Source organism: Streptacidiphilus melanogenes, assembly GCF_000787835.1.
Taxonomy (GTDB): domain Bacteria; phylum Actinomycetota; class Actinomycetes; order Streptomycetales; family Streptomycetaceae; genus Streptacidiphilus; species Streptacidiphilus melanogenes.
The window spans coordinates 88,455-106,057 of the sequence record NZ_BBPP01000025.1 but is presented as its reverse complement, the minus strand read 5'-3'; the positions used below and the strand labels follow the sequence as shown (position 1 = coordinate 106,057).

General features: G+C 72.9%; 13 protein-coding genes and 1 pseudogene. 11 read left to right on the top strand and 3 right to left on the bottom strand.

Going from position 1 to position 17,603, the window contains the following annotated elements; all coding sequences use genetic code 11:
- The first annotated feature begins 251 nt into the window (after positions 1–251).
- From TR49_RS24590 to TR49_RS45805, 3 genes and pseudogenes are all read left to right on the top strand, one after another.
- Positions 252–2,240 carry an ABC transporter ATP-binding protein gene (locus TR49_RS24590; protein WP_042385291.1) on the top strand — a complete coding sequence of 663 codons (1,989 nt, stop codon included), beginning with the start codon at positions 252–254 and terminating at the stop codon, positions 2,238–2,240.
- Positions 2,237–3,004, top strand: a complete 768-nt coding sequence (locus TR49_RS24585) for a class I SAM-dependent methyltransferase (RefSeq protein ID WP_052434606.1) — start codon at positions 2,237–2,239, stop codon at positions 3,002–3,004. The genes TR49_RS24590 and TR49_RS24585 overlap by 4 nt, the downstream gene beginning before the upstream one ends.
- A pseudogene (locus TR49_RS45805) lies at positions 3,001–3,155 on the top strand (kinase); the annotation flags it as partial. The gene TR49_RS24585 and the pseudogene TR49_RS45805, both read left to right, overlap by 4 nt.
- 68 nt (positions 3,156–3,223) lie before the next feature.
- Here the strand turns inward: TR49_RS45805 and TR49_RS45800 are convergent.
- The gene (locus TR49_RS45800) at positions 3,224–3,592 is read right to left on the bottom strand and encodes a hypothetical protein (RefSeq protein ID WP_052434605.1); all 369 of its coding nucleotides are present in this window, start codon (positions 3,590–3,592) and stop codon (positions 3,224–3,226) included.
- A gap of 99 nt (positions 3,593–3,691) precedes the next feature.
- Positions 3,692–6,607 carry an AAA family ATPase gene (locus tag TR49_RS24575; protein ID WP_084725377.1) on the bottom strand — a complete coding sequence of 972 codons (2,916 nt, stop codon included), beginning with the start codon at positions 6,605–6,607 and terminating at the stop codon, positions 3,692–3,694.
- A 288-nt stretch (positions 6,608–6,895) separates the two neighbouring features.
- On the opposite strand from TR49_RS24575, the gene TR49_RS24570 reads away from it, so the two are divergent.
- The 3 genes from TR49_RS24570 to TR49_RS24560 all read left to right on the top strand — a co-directional run bounded on the left by TR49_RS24570 (position 6,896) and on the right by TR49_RS24560 (position 10,483).
- Positions 6,896–7,555, top strand: a complete 660-nt coding sequence (locus TR49_RS24570; RefSeq protein WP_042385289.1) for a helix-turn-helix transcriptional regulator — start codon at positions 6,896–6,898, stop codon at positions 7,553–7,555.
- A gap of 142 nt (positions 7,556–7,697) precedes the next feature.
- Entirely contained in the window at positions 7,698–8,351 is a 654-nt protein-coding gene (locus TR49_RS24565; RefSeq protein WP_042385286.1) for a Pvc16 family protein, read from the top strand.
- Positions 8,348–10,483, top strand: coding sequence for an ATP-binding protein (locus tag TR49_RS24560; RefSeq protein WP_042385285.1), 2,136 nt, complete (start codon positions 8,348–8,350; stop codon positions 10,481–10,483). The genes TR49_RS24565 and TR49_RS24560 overlap by 4 nt, the downstream gene beginning before the upstream one ends.
- A 43-nt stretch (positions 10,484–10,526) precedes the next feature.
- Here TR49_RS24560 and TR49_RS24555 read toward each other — a convergent pair whose 3' ends face one another.
- Positions 10,527–11,918: a ricin-type beta-trefoil lectin domain protein gene (locus TR49_RS24555; RefSeq protein WP_042385282.1), complete on the bottom strand. Its 1,392-nt coding sequence runs from the start codon at positions 11,916–11,918 to the stop codon at positions 10,527–10,529.
- Positions 11,919–12,130: 212 nt separating this feature from the next.
- Here TR49_RS24555 and TR49_RS47060 point away from each other — a divergent pair, with 212 nt between their 5' ends.
- From TR49_RS47060 to TR49_RS44595, 5 genes are all read left to right on the top strand, one after another.
- Positions 12,131–14,260 (top strand): eCIS core domain-containing protein, encoded by a 2,130-nt coding sequence (locus tag TR49_RS47060; protein ID WP_052434604.1) that lies wholly within the window; start codon positions 12,131–12,133, stop codon positions 14,258–14,260.
- A gap of 200 nt (positions 14,261–14,460) precedes the next feature.
- A complete protein-coding gene (locus tag TR49_RS24545; protein WP_042385281.1) occupies positions 14,461–16,068 on the top strand; it encodes a phage tail sheath subtilisin-like domain-containing protein in 1,608 nt (535 codons plus the stop codon).
- A gap of 68 nt (positions 16,069–16,136) precedes the next feature.
- Positions 16,137–16,580, top strand: a complete 444-nt coding sequence (locus TR49_RS24540; RefSeq protein WP_042385278.1) for a phage tail protein — start codon at positions 16,137–16,139, stop codon at positions 16,578–16,580.
- Complete coding sequence (locus TR49_RS24535) at positions 16,580–17,074, top strand: hypothetical protein (protein ID WP_042385270.1); 495 nt, start codon at positions 16,580–16,582, stop codon at positions 17,072–17,074. The genes TR49_RS24540 and TR49_RS24535 overlap by 1 nt, the downstream gene beginning before the upstream one ends.
- A complete protein-coding gene (locus TR49_RS44595; protein WP_169790004.1) occupies positions 17,071–17,229 on the top strand; it encodes a DUF6760 family protein in 159 nt (52 codons plus the stop codon). The genes TR49_RS24535 and TR49_RS44595 overlap by 4 nt, the downstream gene beginning before the upstream one ends.
- The last annotated feature ends 374 nt before the right edge of the window (positions 17,230–17,603 follow it).

The following is a 17,603-nucleotide window of genomic DNA, read 5'->3' as shown; positions in this document are numbered from 1 at the left end:
CGTGACAACCCGGCGAGGTCCCGCCGGACCCGCCGTCGACCCGCGTAGGTTGAACTCCTGGCATCCCCGACTTGCGTGCGAGAAGGGGACTGGTGTCCGAGGCGACCGCGCGGCCTGTCCGGCGTTGCCCCGACCCTCCCGCCGCTGGAACGGAGGACCATCCCATGGCACATCCACCCGCCACCGACGACGGAGTCCACCTGCTCCCCCCCGCACGAGACGTGGCCGGGCCGTGGGGGAGGGGTTCGGCGATGAGGTGGTTGCGGCTGCTGGCACGGCCGGTTCCCGCGCAGGGGGTGGTGTCGGCCAGCGAGACCGAGCTGTTCGGCGGCCCGCTGCGCTGGGACATGGGATGGACCCAACACGAGTACGCGCGCCTGCAGATGACGCTGCTGGGCACGCTGTGCTCGCTGCCCCGGCTGGTCGGGACGGTGCTCCGGCTCGCCTGGGCCGCGGACCGGCGGGCCCTGCTGACGATCGCCGTCACCGAGACCGGGCAGGGCCTGGCCGGTGCGCTCAGTTACCTGGCAGTCACCGGTCTGCTGCGACACCTCTTCGCCGCCGGACCGGTCGAAGCCCGCCTGCACGCCGCCGAGCCCGCGCTGGCGGCGGTCGCGGTGATCGCGACGGTGAACGCGGTGCTGGCCTCCCTGTCCACGTCCGCGACGGGGCGGTTGGAGCCCAAGATCGAACGGCGTGTCTCCGAGCTCTACCTCTCCGGAGCCGCCCAGGTGGAGCTGGCGGCCGTCGAGGACGCGGCGTTCCAACGCCTGGTGGACGTCGCCCAGTTCAGCGCCGCCGAGGCGCGCCGCATGGTCAGCTCCTGGGTCGCCACCGTCAACGGCCTCTTCTCCCTCGGCGCGGTGGCGAGTGTGCTCACCGTGCTGCATCCGGTGCTGCTGCCGATGCTGCTGCTGATCGTGCTCCCGCGCGGCTGGGGAGCGATGCGGGTGTCCCAGCGCCGCTACGTCTCGCAGATGCAGTGGGTCGAGCACACCCGCGCCGAGCGGGTCCTCGGCCAACTGCTGACTTCACGCAGCGCCGCCCAGGAGGTCCGGGTGCACGGCGTCGGGGCGTTCATCCTCAGGCACTTCCGGCTCATGGCCCAGGCCGCGGAGACGGAGCAGACCCGGCTGGCCCGGGACAAGGCGATGACGGAGCTGCTCGCCGCCGCGCTGGGCGGGCTCGCCTCGCTGGCCACGTACTCCACCCTGCTGGCACTGATCCTGACCGGGAAGGTGGAGATCGCCGTCGGCGCCACCGCCGTCCTGGCGATCCGATCGGGCACCGCCTCCCTCGGCGGCCTGGTTCAGAACATCAACAACATGCACGAGCAGTCGCTCTACGTCGCCGATCTCGATCGGTTCCTGGACGAGGCGCGCCGTCGCGCCATCCCCGAGAGCGGCCAGGACCTCCCCGACACGGCAGGCCACGTGCTTCTGGACGAGGTCACCTTCACCTACCCGGGTCGCGACGCCCCCGCGCTCGACGGCGTCTCGCTGGAGATCCCCGCCGGACAGGTCGTCGCGCTCGTCGGCGAGAACGGCTCCGGCAAGAGCACCCTGGTCAAGCTGCTCGCCGGCCTGCATCTGCCCGACACCGGCCGGATCGAGTGGAACGGCGTCGACGTGGCCGCCGCCGACCGGCACCAGGTCTTCGCCCGGATCAGCCTGCTGAACCAGGAGTTCGAACGCTGGCCCTTCACCGCCGCCACCAACATCGCCATCGGCCAACCCGACCGCACCCCTGACCCGCGCCGCCTCGAAGAGGCGGCCGCGTACGCAGGGGCCGACACCGTCGTCGCCTCCCTGCCCGACGGCATGAGCACCCTGCTCGCCCGCCAGTTCCGCCGCGGCGCGGAACTCTCCGGCGGCCAGTGGCAGAAGGTCGGCCTGGCCCGTAGCGCGTTCCGCCAAGCCCGCCTCGTCATCGCCGACGAACCCACCTCCGCCCTCGACCCGGCCGCCGAGATCGCCTCCTTCGAACGCATCCGCGCCATGGCGGACCAGGACACCACCGTCGTCCTGGTCACCCACCGGATGGCCGCGGTCCGCCATGCCGACCAGATCTTCGTCCTCCACGACGGCCGCCTCGTCGAGCACGGCGACCACGAATCCCTGATGAAGCATCAGGGCCGCTACGCCGCGATGTACCGGATCCAGGCCGACCAGTACTCCGCCGACCGGGCCGCCCGCATCCCGGGACAGCCCTCCGCCGACACCCCCGCGAGCACCTCATGACCACACCTGAACAGAACCGCAGCGGCAGCCGCCCGACGGGCGCGACAGCCGAAGAGGTCAACGTCGCCACCTGGTACGCCTACGGCACCCACCACCTGGCCCGGGGCACCGAGATCGAAGCCCTCGATGCGATCCCCTGGGCGTTCGGGCACCCCGGCCCCGGCGCAGGTTACCTCGGCGCGCTCGAAGGCCGTCGCGTGCTCGACCTCGGCTGCGGCATCGGCCAGTCCGCCGCCCACCTTGCCCGCGACCACAGGGCCCACGTCACCGCGGTCGACAGCTCCGCCTCACAACTTCGCCGCGCCGAGGACCGCTTCGGCGAGGTTCCCGACCTCACATTCGTCCACGCGGACGCCGCGGAGTTCCTGCAGCGCACTCCGGCGGCTTGGGACGTGATCTACAGCTGTCGCGGAGCCCTGTGTCACACCGCCCCGGAGCATCTCCTGCCGGCCATCGCGGCGGCGCTCAAGCCGAGTGGTCTCTTCGCCGCGAGCGTCCTGCACACCAACGACCACGGCTCCGGCCCAGGCTCCGTCCTCGCGCCGCGCCCAGAACAGCTGCGCATGGTCGGTGCTGAGCGGACCGAGACGGTGATGCGCTGGGTGCTGACACCCGACCTGTGGCAGGACGTGCTGACCTCATCCGGGTTCACCGGCATCGAACTGCAACTCTGCCCCTCGTCCAACCCCGACTCCCACGCGGTCACCACCGTCTTCCGCGCGTCCCGCCCAGCGACCCACCCTGAAGGAGCCGACTCCCAGTGACGCCGGTCCTGGTCGTGCTCCGCGGCAACAGCGCCAGCGGCAAGTCCTCCCTCGCCCAGGCGTTGCGAAGGCCTATGGACGAGGGCTGGCGATCGTGAGCCAGGACTACATCCGCCGCGAACCGCTACGCGAGCGGGACGAACCCGGGGCCCCTGGGCGATCGAGCAGCCTTCGGGGGCCGATGACTGCTGAGTGGACCGGCTTGATCGGACGGAGCGATCAGTCACCCAGACCTGCCGGGCTGTCCACGCCAAGGTCGCTCCGCATCTGCTTCCGCATCACGTTGGTTGCCAGCATCACGCTGTGGAGCAGCCGCTCAACCTCGTCGAGGCTGTCATCCCTGCGCGGCGGCTGCCCCCGATCAATACGTGTGAGCATCCCGTAGGCTCGGCCGAGCTCACGATTGACCAGCGAGCCAGCCTCAAGCGCCTGATCGCTGATCACCATCGGAGCTTCCCCGCGGGTGGCGCGGTAGTCGCGCCGGGACCTGGCTACTTCCTTGCGGATCTCTTCGGTGACGCTGTCGTCACGCAGGGTGCCGAGAACACCGACAGCGGCGACGATGATCGAGACGACTCCGCTGGACATGGCCCCCTGCTGCAGATCCCCACCCAGGAATGCATCCGGACACGACTGGGCTTGGCGCTCCGGGCGGCACCGGCTCCGGCACGTCAGAAGGCTGCGTTCTCACTGGGCCAGTGCTCCCGGTTGTTGGTCGGTTGACGGGGTGCAGGGGGATGCCGATGGGGATGGGGAGCGGACGGCGCGCAGGGAGAGGCGGGTGGGTGGGGCGGCGTCGAGGGCGGAGGGGAGTTCGGTGCGGCCGCGGATGTCGAGTTTGCGGTAGGTGGCGGTCAGGTGGGTCTCCACGGTGCGGCGGGCCAGATGGAGCAGTGCGGCAATCTCCGCGTTGGTGCGGCCGTCGGCGGCGAGCCGGGCGATGCGCAGTTCGCTCTCGGTGAGCGCGTCGACGCCGCTGTGATGGGTGGCGCGCAGGCGCGGCCTGCCGGTGCGCAGCGCCTGCTCGGCCTGGCCCAGCAGGCGGACGGAGCCCGCGCGTTCGGCGACGGCCGCGGCCTCGCGGAGCAGCGCGCGGGCCTGGAGGCGCTGTCCGGCGGCGGTGAGCCGACGGCCCTGGGCGATCAGCGCGGCGGCCAGCTCGGTGTCCGCGCCGCCGCCGCGCAGCGTCTCCACGGCCTGCGCGGTGAGCTCCAGGCCGCGGCGGCCGTTGCCGGCCGCGCCGAGGACGCGCAGGGCGCGGCCGAGCACCCGGGGGGTGCCCCAGACCGATGCCAGCCGGTACTCCTCCTCGGCGAGCGGCAGCGCGGTCTGCGGTGAGCCGAGGGCCAGCAGGCATTCGGCCGCGGCCGAGCGCCACGGCGTCACCACGGGACTGAGCACGTCGCGTGCGGTCTGCCGGCGACCGGACTCCAGGAAGTCGTCCACCGCCTCCTGAAAAGCTCCCGACGCCGCGCGCAGCACGCCGCGCGCATACAGGAAGCGGTTCAACTCCCAGGTGTCGTGGGCGTCGCGGACGTCGACCTCGGCGGCCAGCCGTGCGGCGGCGGCCAACCGCCCGGTCTCCACCAGTGCCAGCAGGGCGTGCGCGGGGAGGTTGCCCGCTCGGTCCGAGCCGCCCTCGCGGCGCTCGAACTCGGCCAGCAGGCGGGCGTGGTCGCCGCGCGCCGCGGCGATGTCCCACTGGGTGTTGCGCAGCGCCGGGTACATCGGGTGCAGCGGGGGCAGCCGGTAGGCGGCCAGCCCGTGCCGGACCAGCCGCTCGGCCTCGTCCAGGGCGTCGGCCCACTGCGCCACGGCGGCGGCCGTGCCCAGCAGATACGGCATCAGCTGCGGGTCTTCGTCCGCGGAGAGCAGGGCGCGGACGCGGAGCATGGCCGCGTCGGCGGAGAGCAGTCCGGCTGTGGCCTCGTAGCGGACCAGCAGGGCGCGCTCTGCCGGGCCGACCAGTGCCGGGCTGTGCTCGGCGGTCTCGCGCAGCCCGTCGTAGACCTCGCGCCGCACGTCCCGGTCGTGGTCGGAGAGGATCACCGAGGCCAGCCGGACGGTGCGGGCCGGCACCGGTCGGCCCGTCAGGGAGCCGTCCGCCTCCAGGTCGTGCAGCAGGGTGACGGCGGCGCGTGCCTCGCCCCGCCGGGCCAGGGCGTGGCCGAGGGCCACCGTGGCCTGCACCCGCTCGCCGGGGTCCTCGCGCAGCCGCAGCGCCTCGGTCAGCCGGGGGATGCCGCTGCCGCGCCGCGAGGCCAGCTCCAGTGAGCCCAGTTCGGTCAGCACCTCGGCGCGGCGCGCGCGGGGGACTGGTTCCTCCAGCGCGCGGCGCAGCAGCGTCACCGCGTCCGCGGTCCGGCCCGTGCGGACGGCCGTGGCCGCCGCGTCCCGCAGCGAGTCGACGGCCCACGGGGCTCCCGTCGCGGGGGCGTGCAGCAGGTGGGCGGCGACCGCGTCCGCGGGGTCGCCCCTGCGCTGCCGGTGGGCGGCGGCCTCGCGGTGGGCGGCCTGCCGTTCGGCGCGCCGCCAGCCGTCCAGCACAGCGTCGCGGAGCAGCGGGTGGGCGAAGCGCAGCTGACCCCGCTCGCCGTCCTCGCGGAGCAGACCCAGCCGGACCATGGCGGTCATCCAGCCGGCCACCCGGGCCGGGTCGGCCCCGGCGACCCCGGCGACCAGGTCGAGGTCGGCCGGCGCCTCCTGCGCGAAGCCCGCACCTGTCGTGTGGGCGAGGTCGGCCAGTGCGCGGGCGACGGCGGCGGTCTCCGGGCCCGCGTTCTCCAGCCACCAGGTGACCGCGGCCGCGTACGCGCCCGGGTACAGGTCGGCGCAGCTCTCGGGGAAGCGGGCCGGGGCGGACCCCTCCGGCGTGGGCGCGCTCATGTCATCCAACAGGGCACGCAGAAGCAGCGGGCTGCCCGCACCGGCCCGCACGCAGCCGTCCACCCACGCGTCGGCGGCGCGCGCGCCGAGACGGTCGCGGACCATCGCCTCGACGGACCCCCGACCGAGCGGTGCGAGGACGTGACTGCGCACCAGCGTCGACGAGAGGGTGTGGGCGAGCCCCGGCACGGGCGCGGCGACGTCGTACTGGCCGCGTTCGGTGACCACGATCAGCAGCGGCAGCGTGTCCAGCCGCCGGGCCGCCTCGGCGAGGAACCGCCGCGACGCGGTGTCGGCGAGATGGACGTCGTCCACGGCCAGCAGCAGCGGCCCCGCGGCGGCCCGGTCGCGCAGCAGCCGCCACAGCCGGTCGGCAACCCGCGCGGCCGTGAGTCCGTCTGATGCCGACTCGGGCTGCCGCTCGCTTCGTCGCGGCTCGCCCCGTTGCGGCTCCAGGAGGTGGGACAGGGCACCGAACTCGGTGTCGCGGCGCTCGGCCGAGCAGCGGGCGCGCAGCACCCGCAGGCCCTGCGCGGCGCCGTGCGCGGCGACGGCCTCCAGCAGCGCGCTGCGCCCCGTCCCGGTCGCGCCGCGCAGCAGCACCAGCCGCCCGGAGCCGGACCGCGCACGGCGGACCTCCGAGGCCGCCAGCCGCAGGGCGTCCTCGCGCTCGTACAGGGGCCCGTCACCGAGGTCGTGCGTGCCGGTCGAGGTCATCGGATCCTCCCGGAGGGCCGCGAAGCCGTCGTCGATGTCGTGGTGCCGTCCGTGGGGTGTCCCGTGGTCCCCCGTGTGGTGCCAGTCGTGGTGTGTCTCGTGGTGCCTCTCGTGGTGTCCGTCGTGGTGCGCCTCGTGGTGGCCGTCCCGGGGGCGCTCGTGGCGCATCCCGTGGTTATCCACGATTGCGGAGCTGGTTCGGTTCACCGGAGGCTGGCTTTCATCTGGGTCAACGTCGTCATATCGGTCAACAGGCCCGGATCGTGAGGAACGTGAGGATGGTGGGTCATGATGGTGCGCACGTGTTCCGGGTCCGCGGACGCCGTCGGCGCGATACCGGTCGCCGTGTACGCCGATGACCCGATCTCGCTCGCCGGGGTGCGCAGCCAACTGCGCACGCAGGCGGGCGTCGAACTGGTCGAGTCGGTCGGCGGCCGGGCGGGCGCGGTGGCGGTGCTGGTCGCCGAGGCGCCCGACGAGCCGACGCTCTCCTCGCTGCGGCGTCTGGCGCGCAGCGACGGCACCCGCGCCGTGCTGGTCGCCACGTCGGTCCGCGAGGCCGAACTGCTGCAGGTGATCGAGTGCGGGGTCGGCGCCATCGTCTGGCGGCGCGAGGCCACCGGGCACCGGCTCCACCAGGCCGTCCAGGCCGCCTCCCGCGGCGACGGGGATCTCCCGGCGGACCTGCTGGGGCGGCTGATGACCCAGGTGGGCACCATGCAGCGCGGCGCCTCGGGCTCGTCCGACACTCCCGTGCACGGTCTGGCGCCGCGCGAGGTCGACGTGGTCCGGCTGGTCGCCGAGGGAATGGACACCGGGGAAATCGCCAGCAAGCTCTCGTACTCCGAACGAACCGTCAAGAACGTGATGCACGGACTCACGACCCGGCTCCAACTCCGCAACCGCGCTCATGCCGTGGCCTATGCCCTGAGGGAAGGCTACATCTGACAGTTGGGACGCGTACCAATGCCCCCCAGGGCAACACGGAATGCCCTCGAATCGTCCCCGGAACGCCTGCCGGGGCAGGCCGGTGGAGCGGCAGGATGTGACCGGCACTACCTGACAGGCGGCAAGTGAAGGGCGCGCAGCAGTGATCCACGAGGTGGACGAGGTCCTCAAGTCACTGCTGACGGGAGGCGCCCTGGCGGGCAGCGGCGTCGAGATCGCCTTCGAGGCGCCGACCCGCGACTGGGCGGCCCGGCGCAACGCCCCCACCGTCGACTGCTATCTCTACGACATCCGCGAGGACACCCGGCGGCGCGAACGCGGGGCCGTCGCAGTCAGGAACGAGCAGGGCGTCACCGTGCGCCGCCGCCAGCCGCCGCGCTGGTTCCGGCTGGCCTACCTGATCACCGCCTGGACCAAGCGCCCGCAGGACGAGCACCGGATGCTCTCGGCGGTCCTCGCGACACTGCTGCCCCGCGAACTGCTGCCGCCCGAGGAGCTGACCGGGTCGCTCGCGGCGCTCGGCCTGACCGTGCCGCTCAGCGTCGCCACGTTGAGCACGGAGGCCCGCTCCACCGCGGAGATCTGGTCCGCGCTCGGGGGCGAACTGAAGCCCTCCATCGACGTGGTGGTCACCGTCCCCATGCTGTCCTACCCCGAGTACGACGCGGGCCCGCCGGTCACCGAGCTGGGCGTGCGGGTGCGCGGCCTGGACGGCGCGACGGAGGACTCGCCCGAGCGCCGGTACCCGCCGCGGCATCTGTCGGGGCGCGTCGGCGAGGACGGCGTGCGGCCGTGAACCCGTCCACGCCGCTGCTCGCCCGGCTCGACCGGCTGCGGGAGCGGGTGGCACGGCTGGTCGCGGCGCGGAGCGCCGACGACCCCACCGCCGACGACCCGTTGCGCGGCCTCTACCTCTCCCCGGACGCGGTGCGCCACCTGCTCCGGCGCGCCGACGCGGCGGAGGACGCCGGTGGTGACGCGCCCACGAGCCGGCCCACGGAAACCGTTGGGGCCGCGGAGACCGACGTGGCCGCAGGAGCCGACGGCGTCGACCGGTTGCAGCGACTCGTCGAACGGCTCGGGCTGACCCCGCTCGACGCCGAACTGCTGCTCATCGCGCTCGCCCCGGACCTGGAGCGCGCCTTCGAGCCGCTCTACGGCTACCTCAACGACGACGTCAGCCGCCGCCGGGCCACCGTCGGCCTCGCCCTGGAACTCTGCGGCCTGCCCGTGCACTCGGCCGAGGCTCGCGCCCGCTTCCACCCAGCCGCCGCACTGGCCGTCCTCGGTCTGCTCTGTGTCGAGGAGCCCGAACGGCCCTTCCTGAGCCGATCGTTGCGCGTTCCGGACCGGGTCGTCGCCCACCTGCTCGGCGACGACACCCAGGACCCCGTGCTCGACGGCCGCGTCCGGCCGCCGGCCGCGCCGCTCGCCCGATGGGCGGACGACACGCTGACCCGGCGGCTCGCGGGACGCCTCGCCGCCGGACCGCTCGTCGTCCACCTGCGCGAACACCGCGAAGGCGACGGACTCGTCTGTGCCGCCGCCGCACTGCGTGCTGCGGGCCTGGAGGCCCTGCACTACACCCCCCGCGGTCCCGTCCCAGCGTCCGCTCCCGCCGACTCCCACGACCACGAGCACGAGCGGCCGCGCCACGACTCCGACCACGAGCTCTCAGCGCTGCTGCGCGAGGCCCGGCTGCGCGGCTGCGCCCTCGTGGTCTCCCCGCTGCCGGGGCAGCCAGGGCCGTTGGTGCGCGCGCTGGCCGTCCCCGACGTGACCGTGCTGTTGGCCGGGACGGCGGCCTACGATCCGCAGTGGTGCGAGGGCGGGAGCGATCCGCTGGTGCTCGACGCGCCCCGGCAGCGCTCCGGCGGCCTGGATACCTGGTCCGCCGCCCTGGGCACGGCCGCGCGCGGAAGCGACGACGCCGGTGACGCCGCCGCCGACCGGTCCGACGGCCTGGCGGGCGAACTGGCCGAGGTCGTCGCGCCTTACCGGCTCGGCGGCGAGCACATCCGCCGTGCCGCGCGCGCCGCCCGGGCGTTGGCCGCGTTCGAGGGCGTCCCGCTGTCCGCCGCGCACGTACGCCGCGCCGCGCGGCAGCAGTCCGCCTCCGGTCTGGAGCAGCACGCCCGCCGGATCCGGCCCGCCGTCACCTGGGACGATCTGGTGCTGCCCGAGGCGCCCCTGGCCCACCTGCGCGAACTCGCCCTGCGCGCGCGGCACCGCGACCGCGTGCTCGGCGACTGGCGGCTCAGCGCCGGAGGCGGCCGCGGCCGGGGTGTACTGGCGCTGTTCGCGGGGGAGTCCGGCACCGGCAAGACCCTCTCCGCCGAGGTCGTCGCGGCCGAACTCGGCCTGGACCTCTACGTGGTGCAGCTCTCCTCGGTCGTCGACAAGTACGTCGGCGAGACCGAGAAGAACCTGGAGCGGATCTTCACCGAGGCCGACCGCACCGACGCCGTGCTGCTCTTCGACGAGGCCGACGCGGTCTTCGGCAAGCGCTCCGAGGTCAAGGACGCCCACGACCGCTACGCCAACCTGGAGAGCGCCTACCTCCTCCAGCGGTTGGAGTCCTTCGACGGGATCGCTCTGCTCACCACCAACCTGCGGGCCAACATCGACGACGCCTTCACGCGCCGTCTCGACCTGGTGGTGGACTTCCCCTTCCCCGACGCCGCCCAACGGCTCGCGCTGTGGCGGCACAGCCTCGTCTCGGTGCCCTGCGCTCCGGGCATCGATCCGGAGCCCTGCGCCCGGGAGTTCGAGCTGGCCGGGGGATCGATCCGCAGCGCCGTGGTCACCGCCGCGTATGCCGCGGCCGGCCGCGGCGAGGCGGTCACCGACGCCGACCTGCTGACCGGCGCCCAGCGCGAGTACCGCAAGGCCGGACGCCTGGTCCTGGACGACCACGGAGCCTGGTGACGGACGCACGCACGTGCCGTCACCAGGCGTCAACCGCAGGTGCTCAGGGCTTGTCCTGGACCCACTTCTGGTTGGACTGGCCGTTGCAGTCCCATATCTGCAGCCTGGTCCCGTTGCCGGTCCCCTGGTAGGCCGCGTCCACGCACTTGTTGGAGAGGGGGTTCACCAGGTCGCCGCCCTGCGCGGTGTTCAGCGTCCACACCTGGGCCGGGCCGCCGTTGCAGTTGGCCAGTTGCACGGTGGTGCCGTCGGCCGTGTTGGCGTTGGCGACGTCCATGCACAGGCCCAGCGACTGGATCGTGCCGCGGTTGTCCGACAAGCCGTCCATGACGAAGGTCCACTTCTGCCAGACGGCTCCGCTGCAGTCCCACAGTTCCAGCGGCTTGCCGTCCTTGCCGCCGGCCGCCGCGCCGTCGGTCACGGTGATGCACCGGCTGGAGCCCCGGCCGACCAGCTCGACACCCGAGCCGCCGCCTGCGGGCGCCGTGTGCGGGGCACCGCCACCACCGCCGTTGCCACCGCTCCCACCGCCGTTGCCGCCGCCTCCTCCGGTCGGCGCGACCTGCACCGGTGTGGAGGGCGCGCCGCCGCCCTGGGGGGTGGCGGCGGGCTGCGACGGCGCGGGAGCGGGGGCAAGACTCGGGGTGGGGAGCTGGCTCGGGGTGACCTGCGCGGCCAGCGGCGTGGCCTGGCTGCTGAAGGCGGGCGGGTTGGTCATCCAGAGCGCGACGAAGGCGATGGCGAGCCCCAGGCAGAGGCTGAGCACGGTGAACAGCCAGCGGGGCAGGAAGCCGCGCTGGACGTAGGTGCCGTCCACGTTCAGCGGGTTGACACCCGAGCGGCGCACCGAGAGCCGGTACGGGCGGTTCTGCTTGTGGCCGATCCAGATGATCTGACGCGGCTTCAACGTGGCGTTGACGAAGGCCGCACGGCCCGGCTCGATCTGGACGTTGGCCGGCACCACCTCGTAGCCGAGCTGGTCGCCGTTGTCGTCGCCGGCCACGGAGGCGGTGAGGGTGGTGTTGCCGAGGTTGTCGATGGCCAGCTTGGGCCGTCCCCGGAAGCGCCCCTTGACGGTGTGCGGAACGAGTTCGGCCCGCACCTCCATGAACGGCGTCACCGTGATGTTGCCCTCGGGGACGGTGGTCGCCTCGGGGTGCTCGGTCGGGGTGACCTGGACGGCGAAGGGGTGCGGCCCGGCGGCGGCGTCGGGGGTGCGCGGCGGTGCGACCGTGAGCTCGACCGTCCCCGTGGTGCCCGGGTAGAGCCGGAGGGTGGGTGGTTCGACGGTGATGTACGGGGCGAGGTCGCCGACGACGGTGAAGCGGTACTCGTCGACGATGTCGCCGGTGTTGCGGATCCGCAGGCGTACGGTGGCGGTGTTGCCCGCGTCGACCGTCGTGGACGCGGGCTCCAGGGAAGTCCATAGGCTCACCTTGGGAAGCTACCGGGAGCGCGAGGCGCGGGTCAGGAGGCTCCGGGGCACCGTCCGCGTCCCAAAGGACCTGCCGTGCTGCCCGGTTGGTCACCGGCTCGGAGGCGGGGGCAGCCGTTCCTTCCCGCACAACTGCCCGAACGGACCTGTACCACGCACGTGTTCGCGGGTATTCAGGTGCCAGACCCACACCCCCGCCGGAGGCAGGTTTCATGCGCGTCCCCGCCCACGACAAGGCAGCAGCCGACCCGCGGAGGGACGACTCCGCCCGCTCCCTCCGGGCGCGTGAACGGCAGCCACAGCCCTCGGCGGCCCCCGCAGGGGCGGCCGAACTGCTCGCCCTCCAGCGCGCGGCGGGCAACGCGGCGGTGACCCGCATGCTCACCTCCGTCCAGCGGTCGGCCGAGGACCAGGCCCAGGGCCAGGAGCATGGCCACCAGGGCCACGACCACGCGCACGACGACGCCCACGCCCACGAGGACCGACCGGTCCAGCGCGCGACGGCCCACCAGGTGCTCCGCTCGCCCGGGCAGCCCCTCCAGGACACCCTGCGCCAGGAGATGGAGGACCGGCTCGGCGCCGACTTCTCCGACGTGCGGATCCACACGGACGCCCTGGCGCAGCGGTCCGCCGCCGAGGTCGGCGCCCACGCCTACACCTCGGGCAACCACGTGGTCCTCACGGACGGCGGGAGCGACAAGCACACCCTCGCCCACGAGCTGACCCACGTGATCCAGCAGCGGCGCGGGCCGGTCGCGGGGACGGACACCGGCGACGGGCTGCGCGTCAGCGACCCGGGCGACCGCTTCGAGCGCGAGGCCGAGGCCAACGCGACGCGGGTCATGGCCACCCAGCCGCCCGTCCAGCGCGCCACCGCAGAGCCGGAGGGCGACACCGGCACGACGGCGGTCTCCGGTGGTCCGGTCGCCGTCCAGCGCAAGGGCCACGAGGCCATCAGCTCCTCCCTGCCGGCGGCCGGGACGCCGCGCGCCGGCGGGCTGCTGGGACGGCTGTCGGCACTGAACAAGACGCAGCCGCCGCCGGACGACGCCCACGTGGCGCGCATCCGGGCGTCGATGGCCGACTACGACCGCGACACCAACCGCGACCCCATGCACTGCCTGATGACGCTGTCGACGATCCAGCTCGACATCGCCTCGCAGAACGAGGAAGGCCCCGCCGGGGCGTTCCTCAAGGCGGCCCGCGCCGCCGTGAAGGGCGAACTCGACGTGGTCAGGGGCCAGATCGAGCGCGACGACAGCCTCCCGGAGGACGCCAGGGCGCCGTTCAAGGCCATGACCGACCACGGCATGCTGTGGGGCCGCGAGGAGTGGGCCGACAGTGCGGCCGCGTTCCACATGGAGGGCCCGAGCTACTTCCGCGAACTGTCCGAGATGAACCGGGCCGGGATGGCCAGGGAGATCGCCGGGCGCGGCGAACAGGCCTGGGTCGCCGGTGTCGGGAGCAGGCTGACGGCAGCGCTCCAGCACAGCATGCTGTGCCACTACACGCCCAGGTCCCGGGCCGAGGCGATGCTGGGACAGGGACACGTGAAGTCGATGACCGAACTGCTCAAGGCGAACCCGGAGGCGGAGAACAACACGCAGGCCTTCGACGCACACGTCCTGGCGAACGAAGGGTTCGTCTTCTTCTACCTGGAGCTGCCGAACAGCCCGTTCCGCGAGACGCGGTTCGGCGGCGAGGAGCCGACCCGGGTCGAGATGCCGCTGGCCCGGTCCCCGCTGATGTCCCAGGGCTGGCTGATGCTGAGCGACTTCGCCCAGCGGGAGTACCCCACCGTGCGCGCGAACCCTCAGGACCCCGGGCGGACGCAGAGCGTGCTGGCCACCCGTGAGGAGAACTTCTCGCCCGAGTTCTCCCTCCCGGTGCGGCGGTTCGACAGGGGGACGGGTGCCGCCCGGATGGACGACGACAGGCTGGTGGAAGCGATGGGCAACGAGCCGAACGCCGAGCGCAGGGGCCAGATTCCCTACGCGATGTCCGCGGCGGCGTCGGACCGGCACAGCACCATGACCTACGGCGGCGCTCCCGGAGGGCCGGAGAGGGTCCACAGCGATCGGATGCGCTCCAACACGCTCATGGGCGCCGACATCGTGCCGGGCCTGGTGGAGCGGGCGATCATGGAGATCCAGCGCATCGAGGAGGTCAACCAGCACCTCGCCGCCCGGCTGAAGAGCCTTTCCGGTGACGAGCTGCTGCGCTTCCTCCTCAAGGACCTGCTGCGGCCCCAGGCGATGCTGCCGAACAGCGTCGACCTCAGCATGGCCAGGGTCTTCCGGCAGTCCGGCGAGGAGTTGCACGCGGGCGCCGCCGTGTCCTGACGCAGCCGTGTGCCGACGCAGCCGTGTGCTGACGGGACGCCGGCGACAGTGATGAGGACCGCGCCGCAGGCCGATGCCCGTTGGTGCACCGACCGGGGCATCGGCGGTGCCCCGGGGCAGGCACTCGGGGACGTTTCCGGAACGCGTACGAACAGGGATTGTTGGCGTGGTCCTGTCTTGTACTGCGAGGAGCGCTCAGCATGCCGTCGTACCTGTCGCCGGGTGTCTACGTGGAGGAGGTCGCCAGCGGCTCGCGGCCCATCGAGGGAGTGGGTACCTCGGTGGCCGCGTTCGTCGGCCTCGCGCCGACCGGCCCGCTCAACGAGCCGACGCTGGTGACCAACTGGTCGCAGTACGTCGCCGAGTTCGGTGAGTTCACCGACGGCTACTACCTCGCCCACTCGGTCTACGGCTTCTTCAACAACGGCGGCAGCGCCGCCTACGTGGTCCGCGTCGGCGGTGTCGCAGGCGGTGTCTCCGGCTCGGTCGCGCACGCCCCGACCGTGCTGGCCGGCGGTGCCGCGCGGGCCGCACTGCTGCCGGGCGAGGCCAAGGAGCTGGGCTCCTTCAAGGTCTCCGCCGTCGCCGCGGGCGAGAGCGGCGCCATCAGCGTCGAGGTCGCCGACCCCGAGGGCGAGGGCCCGGCCGACCGCTTCCGCCTGGTCGTCAGGGACGGCGAGAAGCCGGTCGAGACCTTCGACGTGTCGGCGAAGAAGGGCAGCCGCACCTACGTCGTCACGCAGGTCAAGGAGCGCTCCAAGCTGATCACCGTGTCGGAGGCCGCGCCTGCCGCGCAGCTGGTCCGCCCGGAGAACCAGACGGTCGCGCTGCCCGCGCCGTCCGCCTCCCCGGCTGCGGCCCCGGCCGGCGTCCCGGCTCCGGTGAGCGACGGTGAGCAGGTCGGCGTCCGCGAGTACGTCGGCGACTCGGCCGACCGCACCGGCTTCGGCGGCCTGGAGGCCGTGGACGAGGTCTCCATGGTCGCCGTCCCCGACCTGATGGCCGCCTATCAGCGCGGTGCGATCGACCTGGAGTCGGTCAAGGCCGTCCAGCTCGCGCTGATCGCCCACTGCGAGCTGATGGGCGACCGCCTGGCGATCATCGACCCGCCGCCCAGCCTGAATGCGCGTCAGATCCAGGTCTGGCGCCAGGAGACCGCCGGCTACGACTCCAAGTACGCCGCGCTGTACTACCCCTGGATCAAGGTCTTCGACCCGGCCTCCTCGCAGACCCGGATGGTGCCGCCGAGCGGCCACGTGGCCGGCATCTGGGCCCGCAACGACTCCGAGCGCGGCGTCCACAAGGCCCCCGCCAACGAGGTCGTCCGCGGCGCCGTGGATCTGGAGATGCAGATCACCCGCGGCGAGCAGGACCTGCTCAACCCGCTGGGCATCAACTGCATCCGGGCCTTCCCCGGCCGCGGCATCCGCATCTGGGGCGCGCGCACGCTCTCCTCGGACCCGGCATGGCGCTACCTGAACGTCCGCCGGTACTTCAACTACCTCGAGGAGTCCATCCTCACCGGCACCCAGTGGGTGGTCTTCGAGCCGAACGACCAGGCCCTGTGGGCCCGGATCCGGCGCAACATCTCCGCCTTCCTGGTCACCGAGTGGCGCAGCGGCGCCCTCTTCGGCGCCACGCCGGACGACGCCTACTACGTGAAGTGCGACGCGGAGTCCAACCCGCCGGAGTCCGTGGATCTCGGCCGGGTCATCTGCGAGATCGGCGTCTCCCCGGTGAAGCCGGCCGAGTTCGTGATCTTCCGGCTGGCGCAGTTCTCCAGCGGCGCAGGCGAGTTGGAGGAGTAGTCCCCGGCGTTCCCCATCGTCGCACCACGAGCCACAACCAGTACGAGCAGAAGTAAGGAACACCAGGCATGAGCCTTCAGCCCGGCGATTCGCTCACATCGCACAATTTCGGCCTCCAGATCGACGGCGTCATGGTCGAGTACCTCCAGGAGGTCTCCGGTCTGGACATGAACCAGGACGTCATCGAGTTCCAGCAGGTCTCGGCCAACGGCCAGCCCGTCGTCAAGAAGCTCCCCGGCGTGAAGCGCGCGGGCGAGGCGACGGTCGTGCGCGGCATGACCCAGTCCAAGGCCTTCAACGACTGGATCAACGCCTCGATCCGCGGCGACATGGGCTCCGCCCGCAAGAACGCCAGCATCATCGTCATGGACTACCAGAACAACCCGGTGAAGCGGTACCACCTGCGCCAGGCCTGGTGCAGCAAGGTCTCCGCGAGCACGGTCAAGGCCGGTGAGGCGTCCGCGCTGACCGAGACCGTCACCATCACCTACGAAGAAATGATCATGGAGTAATGCGCCGAGGCTCCGCCACCAGGTCCGGCGGCATCGCCGACGGTTCCGAGGCCGCCCTGTCCGCCGGTTCCGCCTTCGCGGATCCGGCGGCCCAGGCGGTCGAACCCGCGCCCGTGCGGCGGCAGTTGCGCACGGAGTTCGCCTTCGAGCTGCCGCGCGGCTACGTGGACGAGTCCGGCACGGTCCACCGCGAGGGCGTGATGCGCCTGGCGACCGCCCGGGACGAGCTCATCCCGCTGCGCGACGTGCGCGTGCAGGAGAACCCCGCGTACCTGTCGGTGGTGCTGCTCGCCCGGGTGATCACCCGGCTGGGCACCGTCCCGCACATCCACGACGGCGTGGTGGAGAACATGTTCGCCTCCGACCTCGCCTTCCTGCAGGACTTCTACCGCCAGATCAACGCAGAGGGCCACACCCGGGCCGGCGTGACCTGCCCGCACTGCGAGCAGCCCTTCGAGGTGGAGCTCGGCGGGAGCCGCCTGGGGGAATCGTGACGTACGCGACCGAACGTGTCCACGAAGAGATCGCGTACATCGCCTACCACTTCCACTGGAGCCTGGAGGACATCCTGGACCTCGAACACCGCGACCGCCGCCGGTACGCCGAGCAGATCGCCACGCTCGTGACGCGCGCCGCGGCGGAACGGTAACCGGGGCGGGAGACGTACGACCATGGGAATCCTCGACCGACTCCGGGGCACGGCGCCAGCCCAGCCTCGGCCTGCGGCGCAGGCACCGGCCCAGCCGCCGTCGCCCGCGGGGGCCTCGCCCGCGGCCGGGCCCGTTTCGGCACCCGCGGGGGCCGGGCCGCGCGGGTGGGCGGCGCTGCCGCCGATCCAGCGCGCGAGCGTGCCGTCGGCACGGCAGGCGGTCGCGGCCTCCGACTTCTCGCGGTCGTTGGCCACCTGGCAGAACCCCACGTTCACGGGGACGCTCTCGCACGCCGTCCTCGACGGCGCTCCGACCGGCGTGCTCCGCGACGCACTCACGCCGGTCGGGGCCGGGAGCGGCGGAGCGCCCCCCC